Here is a 12482-nt window from a genome sequence, read left to right as displayed (position 1 = left end):
GTTCGAATGGGGCGGGATGTCAGTGCACGGCGGCCAGCAGCGGCTCGACCGTCACGGGCATGCTCTTGAGCCCGCGCACCGTGTTGTTGAAGTGCTGGACCGGTTCGCCGTCGAGGCGGATCGAGGCCACGCGGCGGGCCAGTGCGGTGAGCACGATCTCGCCTTCGAGGCGCGCCATCATCTGGCCGGCGCAGCCATGAATGCCCGTGCCGAAGGCCATGTGGCCGGTGGCGCGGCGGGTGATGTCGAAGCGGTCGGCTTCGGGCCAGCGGCGCGGGTCGCGGTTGGCCGAGGCGATGAACACCACGATCTTCTGGCCCTGCTTCACGGTGATGCCGCCGAGTTCCACGTCCTGGGTGCTGGTGCGGTAGAAAGAGTGGAAGGTGCTGTCGTAGCGCAGTACCTCTTCGAGTGCCTGGCGCGCCAGCGAGGGGTCGTCGCGCAGCAGGGCCCATTGACCGGGGTTGCGCGCGAAGCTGGTGAAGGCGTTGCACAGGGTGAACACGGTGGTGTCCAGCCCGGCGGAGAGCAGGGTGCGAACCAGCATGCCGGCCTCGTCGTGGCCTATCTCGCCCGCGTCGGCGGCGGCGAACAGCTGGGCGCCCAGGCCGTCGGGCGTGAGCGCGTCGCGCTGGCAGACCTTGGCGATCCAGTTCACCGCTTCGCCCGAGCTGTTCATTCGGTCTTGGAAACGCTCGTTGATCGGGCCGAAGCCATTGAACACCATGTCACCGTAGGGCAGCAGGTGCTCGCGCCCCTCGGCGGGCAGGCCCACCGCGTCGCCGAAGGCCTTAATGGGAAAGGCCTCGCACAGTTCTTTGGCGGCGTCGAACGAGCCGCGTTCCACGAGCTCGTCGACCATGCGCGCGGCCACGTCCTCGAAAGTGGCGCGCAGGCGTCCGATCGATGCGGGCGAGAGCACGCGCGCCACCACCTTGCGGGTGCGGCTGTGGTGGGGCGGGTCTGCTTCGAGAATGATGCTGGGCTTGCGCCAGGGCGTCTCGGTGTGGAAGTTGGCAAGGCCCACGCCCGCGCTGGAACAGAAGATGTCGGGCTGAGACAGGATGCGCTGCACTTCGTCGTGGCGTGCGACCGCAAGCACGCCGTAGCGCTCCAGCCAGGCCCAGGGGCCGAGTTCGCGCAGCTGCTCGTAGTGGGGATAGGGGTTGGCCAGCACCTCGGTGGCGTACGGGTCGAAGTCGCTGGTGGGAACGTTGTCGTAGGGGTTCGGATGGGTCATGGAATGGCTCTTCTTCGGGTGTGCTTCAGTCGGTCAGCGCGGAGGTGCGGGGCTGGGCCACCACGAACGCGTCGCAGAAGAACGCATCGGGCGGCAGGCCGCGGGTTTCGACGAAATCGCTGCGCGCCGCGCTCACCATGGCAGGCGCGCCGCAGGCGTAGACCTGGTGGCCGGCAAGACTGTCGTGGTCTTGCAGCACGGCCTGGTGCACGAAGCCGGTGCGACCGCTCCAGCCGGCCTCGGGTTCGGAGAGCACGGGCACGAAGCGCAGGCCGGCCTGCTCTCCCCAGCCGCGCGCCAGGTCGAGCAGGTACAGGTCCTTCTCGGTGCGCGCGCCCCAGTAGAGTGCGATCTCGCGTGCCTGGCCCCGGCGCAGGCCGTCCTCGACCATCGACTTGATGGGTGCGAAGCCGGTGCCGCTGGCGAGCATCACGATGGGCGCGGTGCTGCCCTCGCGCAGGTGAAAGTCGCCATGCGGCAGTTCGACCCGGAGGTGGTCACCCACCTTGAGGTCGTGCGCGAGCCAATGCGAGAACGCGCCGCCTTCCAGCATGCGGATATGCAGCTCGGCGCCATCGTTCTGGTGCGGCGGGTTGGCCATGGAGAAGCTGCGGCGCTGGCCGTCGGGCAGCAGCACCTGCAGGTACTGGCCGGCCTTGAACTTCACCTTCTCGCCCGCCGGAAAACGCAGCTTGAGGCGCGCCACGTCGCTGGCCAGAAAGTCGATGCGCATGACCCTGGCGGCGAGCTGGCGGCGCGCGTTCGGATCGGTTTTCTCGATCTGGCGCGGTTCGATCTCGATGTCGGTGAGCGGGCGCGCCTGGCAGAACAGCACCTGTCCGTGCGCGATCTCGTCCGCCGTGAGCGTATGCTCACCCGCCGCGCCGGGGTTCACCCGGCCCGAGACGACGCGGCCCTTGCAGCTGGCGCACACGCCCGAGTTGCACGAGAACGGCATCTCGTAGCCGGCCTGTCGCACTGCGTCGAGCACTGTCTGACCAGCGGCGCAGGGGATGGCGGTGGCCATCCCGGCGATGCGTATGAGGTGCGGGGTGCTCACGGCTTGCTCACAGGGGAATGGCCAGCAGCGTGTCGATGTTGTGGCTGTCGCAGACCACCACACGGCTGGCCAGGCGCAGGGTATCGCCTCCATCGATCACCAGCTCGTCGAGGTAGCGCCCGGTGGCGAAGAGGCTGGTCTCGCCGCCACGCATGATGCGCACCACCACAAACGGGGTTTCGCTGCGGCGCCCGCGCGGCGTGTCCTCCAGCAGGGAGGGCAGGCCTACCAGGTGGCGGTAACGTTGTTTCTCGTAGACGTTGGCGGTGCGCAGTGAGAGCACGCGGTCGTTGAGCATGGCGCGCGAGTCGGCGTAGATCAGGCTGGCTTCCATGCCTTGCGCATGGTTGTCGGCGGTGGTCACGCGGTAGAGGCAGTGTTCGGTGAAGAACTGCGTCCAGGCTTCGAGCTCGTCGTTGTCGATGCAGCGCGCGCAATGCGCGTTGAGCGCCAACGCGCTCGCGGTGTCGATCACCGCGTTCATGCATCCGCTCCCATGTGCAGGCGGTAGGCTTTCCAGAAGCCGCGCACGGACGCTTCCGTGGTGCGGCTGCTCTGCGAGCGCACGCTGTCGCCGCCCATCTCGACGATGGCTTCCTGCGCGCCAGCGGAGGCAATGCCGCGTTGCACAAAGCCGCCCACAGCGCCGTCCTCCATCGATACGAAGCCGGCCGGCCCGATCAGGTTGGACTGCTTGTGACGCATGGTGCGCAGCTCGGGTGTGTCGTCCTGGAAGCCGAGGTACACCCAATTCAGGGCGGTGGTCTCCAGGCCTTCGGGCAGCACCTGGCGTACCGCGATGGTGTTCTGTATCTGCGCCAGCACGAAGCCCGGAAATACCGAGAGGATCTGCAGCGTCACGCCATCGCCGAACTCGTCTATTCCTTTCAACAGCGTGGCGTCCTCGAGCTTGAAGTCGTCCTTCTCCGAACGCAGTTCCTCGGTCTTGTAGTCCTCGCTATTTTCGGCGATGGGGTCGATGGCGGAGAAGCTGATGTGGTTGCCGCCACATTCGCTCACCACCACGCCGCCCTTCTGCGAAAGGCGGTTGAGTCGGAACGTGGTGAAGAACACGTGCAGCAGGCTCGCGTGGTACGTGTCGCGCACGTTCTCCACGTAGAGCTTCCAGTTGTTGGGCAGCGTCTGCTTGAAGCGGCCGAGGATCTGCACCGGCTTGTGCAGCACGCGCGAGATGCCGCGTGCGATTTCCGGGCCGAGGTAGTCCTCCAGGTCGGGCACGTCGTCGCTCAGGCTGCCAAATACCAGGCCACAAAACACACTCGTTCTCAATTTGCGCGGACCATGACTCTTCATGCAGAAAGCAGGGTCCATGCCGCCTTCTCCGTTTACGCCGTTCTGGAACGCGATGCCCTTGAGGTTGCCCTGGCGGTCATAACGCCATGCGTGGTACACGCACTGGAAGTCACGCGCGGTGCCGCCGTCGTCCAGGACGATCAGTGCGCCGCGGTGCGAGCAGCGGTTCTCGAACGCGTACACCTCGCCGTCGCTTTCGCGCGCCACCACCACCGGCATGCGGCCGAGGAACGTCGTGCGGTAGCCGCCGGGTTGTGGCAACTCGGCTTCGAGACACAGGTAGTTCCAGGTCGCGCCTTCGAAGATGCGCTGTTGCTCGGCGTCGAGCACGGCCGGTTCCTGGTACAGGTGGTATGGCACGCGGGTGAGGTTCCCAGGTGGCCAGAAGGTTAGGGGTGCGCTATTCGCAGGGGCGGTGACGCTCATGATGCAGTGGGGTTCTTGCCTTGGAAGAATTCGGATACCGAACTTTTGACCGTTTGGTGAACCGCGACTGTATTTTTTGAGTTGATGAAGGTCAACAAAATCCGGCAAAATGTTCGAATACCGAACTTATTCAACTTCGAGTGGGCCGCAAATGGACGATGAAGCGCGTGCAGTTGACAAGGAATACGTCATGGGTCTGGAGAAGGGCCTACTCCTGATCGAGGCCTTCGGCGTCAGCAATTCGCCTCTGACGCTGACCGAAGCGGCCGATATCACAGGCCACAGCAAGGCCTCGACTCGCCGCGCCCTGCTTACCCTCGTCAAGCTAGGCTACGCGCGAGCATCGGGGCGGCATTTTTTTCTCGAGCCGCGCACCTTGCGGCTGGTGCACGCCTACGTGAACTCTACGCCCCTGACCAAGGTGGCGCAGCCCATCCTGGAGATCACTAGTGAGCGCACGCGCGAGTCCGCGTCGCTGGCGGTGCTGGACTCGCAGTTTGTCGTTTTCGTTGCACGCTCAACTCAGCGGCGCAGCTTGTCTTTCGGACTCGGTATCGGCGCGCGATTGCCCGCCTATTGTTCTGCAACCGGGCGAGTGCTTCTCGCGGGTATGTCAGACGAGGAGGTTGAATTCCGCCTTCAGCGAATGAGTCGCCAGGCGATTACGCCGAAAACAAAGACTGACGTGGCGGCACTGATGAAGGAGGTGCAGGCTGCGCGCGAGTGCGGTTATTCGATGAGTGACGAAGAGCTGGAAATTGGCTTGCGTTCCATTGCCGTGCCGGTGCGCAATGGAAAGGGTGAGTTGCTGGGGGCTATGAGTCTTTCCGTGGCCACTTCGCGCATGTCACGCGACGATGTCGTGAACAAGTTGATGCCAGAACTTGAAGTGGCACGAAGGACGTTTGCACTGCAGTTGTAGAGCCCGCCTGTTGGCTTCCGTTGAAAACTGACCCCCGTAGAGCGGCAGAGATCAGTGGAACTCAACACGACGTATCCAGATCGTCCAAAGGGAATGATCAACTCGCGCAGAAAGGGGCTCTGACCGACCTTGCGGCACGTGAATGGTGAAGTCTTCAAGGTGGCGGCGCCGGCGCGGATCCGCGACCGAGGTGCGTGCGCACGCGCTCGATCGTGGGCCGCTTGCGTTGGGCAAGCACGCCGTCGGCCGCGGCCCAAACGTCATCGACTTGGACGCCCCGGGAGACTCTCGTACTTTTCGTTGGCATCGCCCTGCTCTCTGATATAAATTAGTGCCGATAAGATATATTTATCGACACCTATCTCCCTGACAGCTCACAAGGAGCGGCCGGATTTTTGTCGCTTCACAACACTCACCGGGCGCCTGCTCACGCTACAGAAAACGTTTGCGCCCCGGTCGCAGAAACTGATCGATGTGACTTCGCACGCAATTTCTCTGCGGGACTTTTGCGGGACTGGGCTCTGAAATACATGTCTAAACAGGGTAGTTTTGGTACAATGAGCGGTCAAAGAGTCTATATAAATCAACATCTTACAGATGATCTGGTAGCTACGAACCAAGGGGTCGTGGGTTCAATTCCTGCCAGCCGCACCAAATAAAAGCCCGCAGCCAAAAGCTGCGGGCTTTTTCCTTTTGGGGAAGTTGCGTCACATGAGCAAGGCATTCACCCGCGAATCTGAGTCCACCGAGGACGACGACGATCTGCCCGAGCCGCCGGTGCCGGACGGCAAGAACTACCTCACGCGGACCGGGTACGACCGGCTGCGCGCCGAACTTTTCAGCCTGATCGACGAGGAGCGGCCGCGCATCGTGGATGTGGTGCACTGGGCCGCGGGCAACGGCGACCGTTCTGAGAATGGTGATTACCTTTATGGCAAGAAGCGCCTGCGCGAAATCGATCGGCGCATCCGCTTTCTCACTCACCGGCTGGAAATCGCCGAGGTGGTCAACAGCTCGTTGCACCACGGCAGCGACCAAGTGTTCTTTGGCGCCACGGTCAGCTACATGGATGCGTCCGGCCTGAAGTCCACGGTCACCATTCTGGGAGCGGACGAGGCCGACAGCGCGCAGGGCCAGATCAGTTGGGTGTCGCCGGTGGCCAGGGCCTTGCTCAAGGCGCGGGTGGGTGACGTTGTGCACCTGATGGTGCCGGGTGGCCAGCAGGAGCTCGAGATTCTTTCAGTGGAATACCCCGCGCCTCCCGCGAGCAGTTGAACTGAACCCTTCAGGGCTTGAAGCGCTGGGCCTTGATCACCGAAGTCGTTCGCTTGAGGCTGCGCAGCACGTCGGCCAGATGCTGCCTGTCCCGCACCGCCACCGTGAAGCGGATGTCGGTGGCGGTCTGAGCCGGTTCTTCGCCCATGTCCACATGGGTGATGTCGGCTTCGGCGGCAGCGATGGACGATGCCACTCGAGCCAGCACGCCTTTGCCATTCGCCACGGTCACGACCAGCGCGGTTTCGAACGAACGCACCGGTTCATCGGCCCACTCCACTTCGAGGAATCGTTCACTGTCGCGCAGCAGCAGACGCTTGCCGGTGGGGCAGTCTTCGGCGTGCACCACCAGTCCTTCGCCGCGACCCAGGTAGCCAACGATGCCGTCGCCCGGAATGGGCTTGCAGCAGGGCGCGTATTGCACCGACATGCCCTCGCTGCCGTCGAGCGTGACCACGCCCTGCGACACCGATTCGTCTCGGCCACTGGCATAGCGCTCGGTGCTGATGAGAAGGGCATCGGGTTTGAGGCCGGTCTCGGCCAGCAGCACGGCGAGCTTTTTGGCCACCATGCTGGCAATCCGTTTGCCCATGCCGATGTCGGAGAGCAGTTCATCGCGCGACTTGCTGCCGGTGAAGCGCAGCAACTTCTCCCACGTGGCGCTGTAGGGGCCATCCTCGGCTGGCAGGCTGGCGAGGCCTTCCGACCGCAATGCCTGGCTGAGCATGCGTTCGCCCAGGTCGTTCGACTTGTCCTGAGCCACGGTCTTCAGGTAGTGGCGAATCTTGGAACGGGCGCGTCCGGTCTTCACAAAGGACAGCCAGGACGGATTGGGTTCGGCGTTGTCCGCCGTGATGATTTCCACCACGTCGCCATTGGTGAGTTCGGTTCTGAGCGGGCGCTGCTCGCCATTGATGCGCGCAGAGACCGTGTGGTCGCCCACGTCGCTGTGGATCGCGTAAGCGAAATCCATCACCGTGGCGCCGCGCGGCAACGCCATGATCTTGCTCTTGGGCGTGAACACATAGACCGCGTCCGGGAAGAGGTCGATCTTGATGTGATCCCAGAATTCGGAGGCGTCGTGGGTTTCCTGCTGGATGTCGAGCAGCGATTGCAGCCATTGCGTGCCCAGCCGCTGCGACATGTCACTGCCGGGTTCGCTGGCCTTGTAGAGCCAGTGGGCCGCCACGCCGGATTCGGCCACCACGTCCATCGCGTGGGTGCGCAACTGGAACTCGATGTTGGTGCCAAAGGGCCCGATCAGCGTGGTGTGCAAAGACTGATAGCCATTCACCTTGGGTATGGCCACGTAGTCGCGGAATTTGCCCGGCAAGGGCTTGTAAAGCTGGTGCAGCACGCCGAGGCCGGTGTAGCAGTCGGTCAGCTCCGGCACCACGATGCGGAATCCGTAGATGTCGGTCACCTGGGAGAACGACAGGTGCTTGGTGTCCATCTTGCGATAGACCGAGTACAGCGTTTTTTCACGGCCCAGGATGCGCACGCCCATGCCGTGCCGCCCGAATTCCATCTCGACCTCGCGCTGCACGCGGGCGATCAGGTCGCGCCGGCGGGTGCGCGACTTGTTCAGGGCCTTCATCAGCACCTCGTAGCGCCAGGGGTGCAGGAACCTGAACGCCAGATCCTGCAGCTCGCGGTAGGTGAAATTCAGGCCGAGGCGGTGAGCAATGGGTGCGTAGATTTCCAGCGTCTCACTGCTGATGCGCTGCCACTTGGAGCGCGGCATGTCCCCCATGGTGCGCATGTTGTGGGTGCGGTCGGCCAGCTTGATCAGGATGACCCGCACGTCTTTGGCCATGGCCAGCAGCATCTTGCGGAAGGATTCGGCCTGGTTCTGCTCCCGGGTATCGAATTCCAGCTTTTCCAGCTTGGTGAGGCCGTCCACCAGCTCAGCAACTGGTGCGCCGAAACGCTGCACCAGTTCCTCCTTGGTCACGCCGCAATCTTCGATGGCGTCGTGCATCAGGGCTGCCATCAGCGCCTGAGCATCGAGCTTCCACTCGGCGCACTGGGCCGCCACCGCGATCGGGTGTGTGATGTAGGGATCACCGTTCTTGCGCAGCTGTCCGAGGTGCGCTTCGTCGGCGAAACGGTAGGCCTGGCGGATGCTTTCGATCTCGGCAGGGCCCAGGTAATCCAGCTTTCCCAGCAGCGCGGCAAAGCTGGCCGCAGCTGCGCTGGCGGCGGGATGTGCCTGGTCTACAGGAGGAGAAAGTGTGCCGTTGTCGGCCGTGGACATCATCCCGGTACTTTAGCGTGAGACGCCAGCTCGCGCCTCAGAGGGATTTCAGGCGAAAAAAAACACCGCGAAGCGGTGTTTTTCGGGTCCCGAAGGATGTCGACGAAGACTCAGAGCGGAACCTTCTTCAGCATCTCCAGACCAATTTTGCCTTCAGCGATTTCGCGCAGCGCTGTGACGCCTGGCTTGTTCTTGCTTTCGATCTTGGGAGCGTGGCCCTGACTGAGCATGCGCGCGCGGTAGGTGGCGGCCAACACGAGCTGAAAGCGGTTGGGGATCTTTTCCAGACAATCTTCGACGGTGATGCGGGCCATGGGCGTGCTCCGGGAAATGGGCGGGATATCAGAGGATGTTGAGCGCTTTGAAGGTATCGCCGCGGGCGATACGCTGGGCGGAAAACTTGAGCCGCTGGGCATGGACGATGGCCTTGAGGTCAAACAAAGCCCGCTCGAACAACTCGTTGATTATAACGAAATCGAATTCTCTGGCATGCGCCATCTCGGTAGCGGCATTCACCAGACGCAGTTCGATGACCTCAGCGCTGTCCTCCGCCCTTCGCTCCAGCCGGGACCGCAGTTCTTCCAGGCTGGGCGGCAGAATAAAGATCAGCACCGCGTTGGGGAAAATGCGTTTGACCTGAATTGCGCCCTGGAAATCGATCTCCAGCACCACATCGGCGCCTTGGTTCATGCGTTGTTCAATGGCCTGTTTGGAGGTGCCGTAGCGGTTGCCATGCACCATGGCCCATTCGAGGAACGCACCCTGAATGACCATGTGGTCGAACGTTTCCCTGCTTACAAAGTAGTACTCCCTGCCGTGCAGCTCCTGGCCCCGGGGCGGGCGGGTGGTGTGCGAGACCGACGGCACCACCCGCGAGTCGAGCTCCATGAGCGCCTTGACCAGGCTCGATTTGCCGGCTCCGCTGGGTGCCGCGACGACGAACAGGTTTCCTGGGTATTCCATTACGAGGCACGAAGTTGGGTTTCGCCGCCGGGCCGCCCCATGGCGAAACGCGCCCCCATGGGGGGCAGCGACCCGCGCAGCGGTAGAGCGTGGGGGTGGTAATTCACTCGATGTTCTGTACTTGTTCGCGCATCTGCTCGATCAGCACCTTCATGTCCACCGAGATGCGGGTCAACTCCAGATTGGACGACTTCGAGCCCATGGTGTTGGCTTCGCGGTGCAGCTCCTGGATCAGGAAGTCCAGACGCTTGCCCACTTCGGCGCCCTTTTTAAGAAGGCGCTCGATCTCAACCAGGTGCGAATCAAGCCGGGTCAGCTCCTCGGCCACGTCGATACGGATGGCGAAGGCTGTGGCTTCGGTCAGCGCACGGTCCTGGGCCATGTCCGAGGTGATGGTGTTGCCCAGCGCCGCTGCGTTGCCCGCGCCAAGGGCCTCGTTCCAGCGGTCGATGAAGCGCTGGCGCTGTTGCGCGACGAGCTGGGGAATCAGGGGTTGCGCGTCCTTGGCCAGCTTGCGCAGCTGGCCAAGGCGGTCCAGCAACATGGCGGCCAGGCGCTTGCCTTCGCGTTCGCGCGCATCGATGAGCCCGTCCAGCGCGGTGCTGGCCAGGCCCACCAGGCCATCGTTGAGTTCCCCGGTGTTGCCTTGCTGGCGCGCGGTGAGCTGCAATACCTCGGCCACGGACAGCGGAGCCGCGGTGGGCAGCCAGGTGCGCACCGTGTCCTGCAGGCCCAGGAGTTTTTGCAGATCTTGCGCACCAGGTGGGCGGGGCAGGGCATCGGCCCGGCCTTCGATCCAGGCGCGCACCTCGACCTTGCCGCGTTTCAGGCGCGCCGCGAGCATGTCGCGCAAGGCCGGCTCGGTTGCTCGCAAGTCGTCCGGAAGCTTGAAAGTGAGGTCGAGGAAGCGGCTATTGACGGAACGGATTTCCACGCCCAGGCCGGGCCTGGACTCGCGTGCCGACTCGCCTGGCCCGGGGGCAGCAGGCCCTCCGAGGTGGGCCGTGGCGTAGCCGGTCATGCTGTAAACTGGCATTGAACTATGCCCCATCGGGTTGAGTGGTCCAAAACGAGGCGTTCCGGAAACCATCCGAATTATGTCAAAGGTCAAACCCGCACCGCTGCCACCTGACACCGTGATCGGTGGCTATCGCATCGTCCGCAAGCTGGCGGCGGGTGGTTTTGGTGTGGTGTATCTGGCTGTGGACACCGAAGGGCAGCAGGTTGCCGTCAAGGAATACCTTCCCTCGTCGCTCGCTTCGCGCGGCCCCGGCGAATTGCTGCCGCAGGTGCAGCCAGAAAAACTTTCGCTTTACCGCCTCGGCCTGAAGAGCTTTTTTGAAGAAGGCCGGGCGCTGGCTCAAATTTCCCACCAGTCGGTGGTGAGCGTGCTCAACTTCTTCCGCGAGAACGAGACCGTGTACATGGTCATGAACTTCCTCGAGGGTGCGTCCCTGCAGGAATTCATCATCACCGCGCGCGAACTCAAGAAGCAGAAGGTGTTCCGCGAGTCGACCATTCGCTCGTTGTACGACGAGGTGCTGCGGGGTTTGCGCATCGTGCACCAGCACAAGATGCTCCACCTGGACATCAAGCCGGCCAACATTTTTGTGACCGACGACAACCGCTCCGTGCTGATCGACTTCGGCGCCGCGCGCGAGGTCTTGAGCAAAGAAGGCAATTTCATCCGCCCGATGTACACCCCAGGCTTTGCGGCGCCCGAGATGTACCGTCGCGACTCCAGCATGGGCCCGTGGACCGACATTTACGCCATTGGCGCCTGCATCTACGCCAGCATGCAGGGCTATCCTCCGAACGACGCGCCTCAACGGCTTGAGAAAGATCGGCTCTCGCTGGCCCTTTCACGCTTGCGCGGTGTTTACTCCGACAATCTCATCGAGGTGGTGGAGTGGTGCATGTCGCTTGATCCCTTGTCGCGCCCGCAGTCGGTGTTCGCGCTGCAAAAGGAACTCAGCCGCGAGACCGAGCGCAGCTACACCAAGCTGACCGTGGCTGAGAAGATGCGCCTGCAGTTCGACAACATCGTCTCCGACAACAAGAAGGCGATGCGCAAGTCCACCGCTGCGGGTACCAAGTTTCGATGAAGTTCTCGGTCTACCAGATCAGCCGCCAAGGGGGCCGGGAGCGAAACGAAGACCGCATGGGCTATGCCTACACCCGGGAGTCAGGCTTGTTTGTGCTGGCCGACGGCATGGGTGGGCACCCTGAGGGCGCCATGGCTGCACAGCTCGCCTTGCAGACCTTCTCCGCCTACTTCCAGAAGGCGGCCAACCCCACGGTCAAGGAAGTGCCGGAGTTTCTCTCCAGTGCGCTGATGGCCGCGCACCACCAGATCATTCGTTACGCCGCCGAAAAAGGCATGCTCGACACCCCTCGCACCACGCTGGTGGCGGGGATCATGGAACGCGGCCACGTGCACTGGGTGCATTGCGGTGATTCGCGCCTGTATGTCGTGCGCCATGGCCAGATGCTGACGCGCACGCGAGACCACTCCTACATGGAGCAGCAGGCGCACCTTGGCCGCTCCACCGATCACATCAACCGCAACATCCTGTTCACCTGCCTGGGGTCGCCCGCCAAGCCGGTGTTCGACCTCTCCGGCCCGGTGTTGCTCCAGCAAGGCGACCGCGTGCTGCTGTGTTCCGACGGCCTCTGGGGCACCGTGACCGACGAAGAGATCACCGCGGAGCTGTCGAAGCGGCCGCTGGAGCAGGCTGTGCCCGAACTGGTGGAAATGGCCCTCAAGCGAGGCGGGCCCCGTTGCGACAACGTGACCGTGCTGGCCATGGAATGGGAGACGGCCGACGAGTTCCAGGCCACCCGTGTGTCGACCGAAGACATCGAGGACGGCGTGTTCGCCTCCACCATCCAGTCGGGCGTACCCGACCCCTCCATTGAAGACATGGACGACGCGGCGATCGAACAATCGATTGCCGAGATCAATGCCGCGATCCGCCGCACGGCAGAGCGCAACACCTGAGGTTTTCTCCATGAGCGCTGCGCC

Annotated in this window: 13 protein-coding genes; 4 read left to right on the top strand and 9 right to left on the bottom strand. The window is 63.2% G+C overall.

From position 1 onward, the window contains the following. Nucleotides 1-19 precede the first annotated feature (19 nt). Genes CAP37_RS13860 through CAP37_RS13845 form a run of 4 tightly spaced genes read right to left on the bottom strand, consistent with a single transcriptional unit; the run spans nt 20 to nt 4040 of the window. Entirely contained in the window at nt 20-1240 is a 1221-nt protein-coding gene (locus tag CAP37_RS13860) for a cytochrome P450 (RefSeq protein WP_056272071.1), read from the bottom strand. A 25-nt stretch (nt 1241-1265) separates the two neighbouring features. Next, nucleotides 1266-2300 (bottom strand): 2Fe-2S iron-sulfur cluster-binding protein, encoded by a 1035-nt coding sequence (locus CAP37_RS13855; RefSeq protein ID WP_236944066.1) that lies wholly within the window; start codon nt 2298-2300, stop codon nt 1266-1268. 7 nt (nt 2301-2307) lie between these two features. Beyond that, a complete protein-coding gene (locus CAP37_RS13850; protein ID WP_373271092.1) occupies nt 2308-2775 on the bottom strand; it encodes an aromatic-ring-hydroxylating dioxygenase subunit beta in 468 nt (155 codons plus the stop codon). Between the two features lie 5 nt (nt 2776-2780). After that, a complete protein-coding gene (locus tag CAP37_RS13845; protein WP_086124696.1) occupies nt 2781-4040 on the bottom strand; it encodes a Rieske 2Fe-2S domain-containing protein in 1260 nt (419 codons plus the stop codon). Between the two features lie 151 nt (nt 4041-4191). Here CAP37_RS13845 and CAP37_RS13840 point away from each other — a divergent pair, with 151 nt between their 5' ends. Further along, entirely contained in the window at nt 4192-4962 is a 771-nt protein-coding gene (locus CAP37_RS13840) for an IclR family transcriptional regulator C-terminal domain-containing protein (protein ID WP_056272060.1), read from the top strand. 154 nt (nt 4963-5116) lie between these two features. On the opposite strand, the gene CAP37_RS13830 is transcribed toward CAP37_RS13840, so the two are convergent. Next, complete coding sequence (locus CAP37_RS13830) at nt 5117-5269, bottom strand: DNA-binding protein (RefSeq protein ID WP_082585723.1); 153 nt, start codon at nt 5267-5269, stop codon at nt 5117-5119. Between the two features lie 404 nt (nt 5270-5673). Between CAP37_RS13830 and greB the strand changes: the two genes are divergently transcribed. Next, the gene (gene greB, locus CAP37_RS13825; RefSeq protein WP_086124695.1) at nt 5674-6237 is read left to right on the top strand and encodes a transcription elongation factor GreB; all 564 of its coding nucleotides are present in this window, start codon (nt 5674-5676) and stop codon (nt 6235-6237) included. A gap of 10 nt (nt 6238-6247) precedes the next feature. Here the strand turns inward: greB and CAP37_RS13820 are convergent, their stop codons facing one another. The 4 genes from CAP37_RS13820 to CAP37_RS13805 form a co-directional block, all read right to left on the bottom strand. Then, a complete protein-coding gene (locus CAP37_RS13820) occupies nt 6248-8497 on the bottom strand; it encodes a bifunctional (p)ppGpp synthetase/guanosine-3',5'-bis(diphosphate) 3'-pyrophosphohydrolase (RefSeq protein WP_086124694.1) in 2250 nt (749 codons plus the stop codon). Between the two features lie 107 nt (nt 8498-8604). After that, nucleotides 8605-8808: a DNA-directed RNA polymerase subunit omega gene (rpoZ, locus tag CAP37_RS13815; RefSeq protein ID WP_056272051.1), complete on the bottom strand. Its 204-nt coding sequence runs from the start codon at nt 8806-8808 to the stop codon at nt 8605-8607. Between the two features lie 28 nt (nt 8809-8836). Further along, nucleotides 8837-9457, bottom strand: coding sequence for a guanylate kinase (gmk, locus tag CAP37_RS13810; protein WP_086124693.1), 621 nt, complete (start codon nt 9455-9457; stop codon nt 8837-8839). 103 nt (nt 9458-9560) lie between these two features. Further along, a complete protein-coding gene (locus CAP37_RS13805) occupies nt 9561-10493 on the bottom strand; it encodes a YicC/YloC family endoribonuclease (RefSeq protein WP_086124692.1) in 933 nt (310 codons plus the stop codon). A gap of 61 nt (nt 10494-10554) precedes the next feature. Here CAP37_RS13805 and CAP37_RS13800 point away from each other — a divergent pair, with 61 nt between their 5' ends. Beyond that, the gene (locus CAP37_RS13800; protein ID WP_086124691.1) at nt 10555-11562 is read left to right on the top strand and encodes a serine/threonine-protein kinase; all 1008 of its coding nucleotides are present in this window, start codon (nt 10555-10557) and stop codon (nt 11560-11562) included. Continuing rightward, the gene (locus tag CAP37_RS13795) at nt 11559-12458 is read left to right on the top strand and encodes a PP2C family serine/threonine-protein phosphatase (protein ID WP_086124690.1); all 900 of its coding nucleotides are present in this window, start codon (nt 11559-11561) and stop codon (nt 12456-12458) included. Before CAP37_RS13800 ends, CAP37_RS13795 begins: the two co-directional genes overlap by 4 nt. Nucleotides 12459-12482 lie beyond the last annotated feature (24 nt).

Origin of the sequence: Hydrogenophaga sp. IBVHS1, from assembly GCF_002127265.1 — a bacterium.
Taxonomy (GTDB): domain Bacteria; phylum Pseudomonadota; class Gammaproteobacteria; order Burkholderiales; family Burkholderiaceae_C; genus Hydrogenophaga.
This window is presented reverse-complemented; position numbering and strand designations above follow the sequence as displayed.

Coding starts and splice junctions, on each gene's coding strand:
- CAP37_RS13860 (WP_056272071.1), bottom strand. CDS start 1,240: ATGACCCATCCGAACCCCTACGACAACGTTCCCACCAGCGACTTCGAC.
- CAP37_RS13845 (WP_086124696.1), bottom strand. CDS start 4,040: ATGAGCGTCACCGCCCCTGCGAATAGCGCACCCCTAACCTTCTGGCCA.
- CAP37_RS13840 (WP_056272060.1), top strand. CDS start 4,192: ATGGACGATGAAGCGCGTGCAGTTGACAAGGAATACGTCATGGGTCTG.
- CAP37_RS13830 (WP_082585723.1), bottom strand. CDS start 5,269: ATGCCAACGAAAAGTACGAGAGTCTCCCGGGGCGTCCAAGTCGATGAC.
- greB (WP_086124695.1), top strand. CDS start 5,674: ATGAGCAAGGCATTCACCCGCGAATCTGAGTCCACCGAGGACGACGAC.
- CAP37_RS13820 (WP_086124694.1), bottom strand. CDS start 8,497: ATGATGTCCACGGCCGACAACGGCACACTTTCTCCTCCTGTAGACCAG.
- rpoZ (WP_056272051.1), bottom strand. CDS start 8,808: ATGGCCCGCATCACCGTCGAAGATTGTCTGGAAAAGATCCCCAACCGC.
- gmk (WP_086124693.1), bottom strand. CDS start 9,457: ATGGAATACCCAGGAAACCTGTTCGTCGTCGCGGCACCCAGCGGAGCC.
- CAP37_RS13805 (WP_086124692.1), bottom strand. CDS start 10,493: ATGCCAGTTTACAGCATGACCGGCTACGCCACGGCCCACCTCGGAGGG.
- CAP37_RS13800 (WP_086124691.1), top strand. CDS start 10,555: ATGTCAAAGGTCAAACCCGCACCGCTGCCACCTGACACCGTGATCGGT.
- CAP37_RS13795 (WP_086124690.1), top strand. CDS start 11,559: ATGAAGTTCTCGGTCTACCAGATCAGCCGCCAAGGGGGCCGGGAGCGA.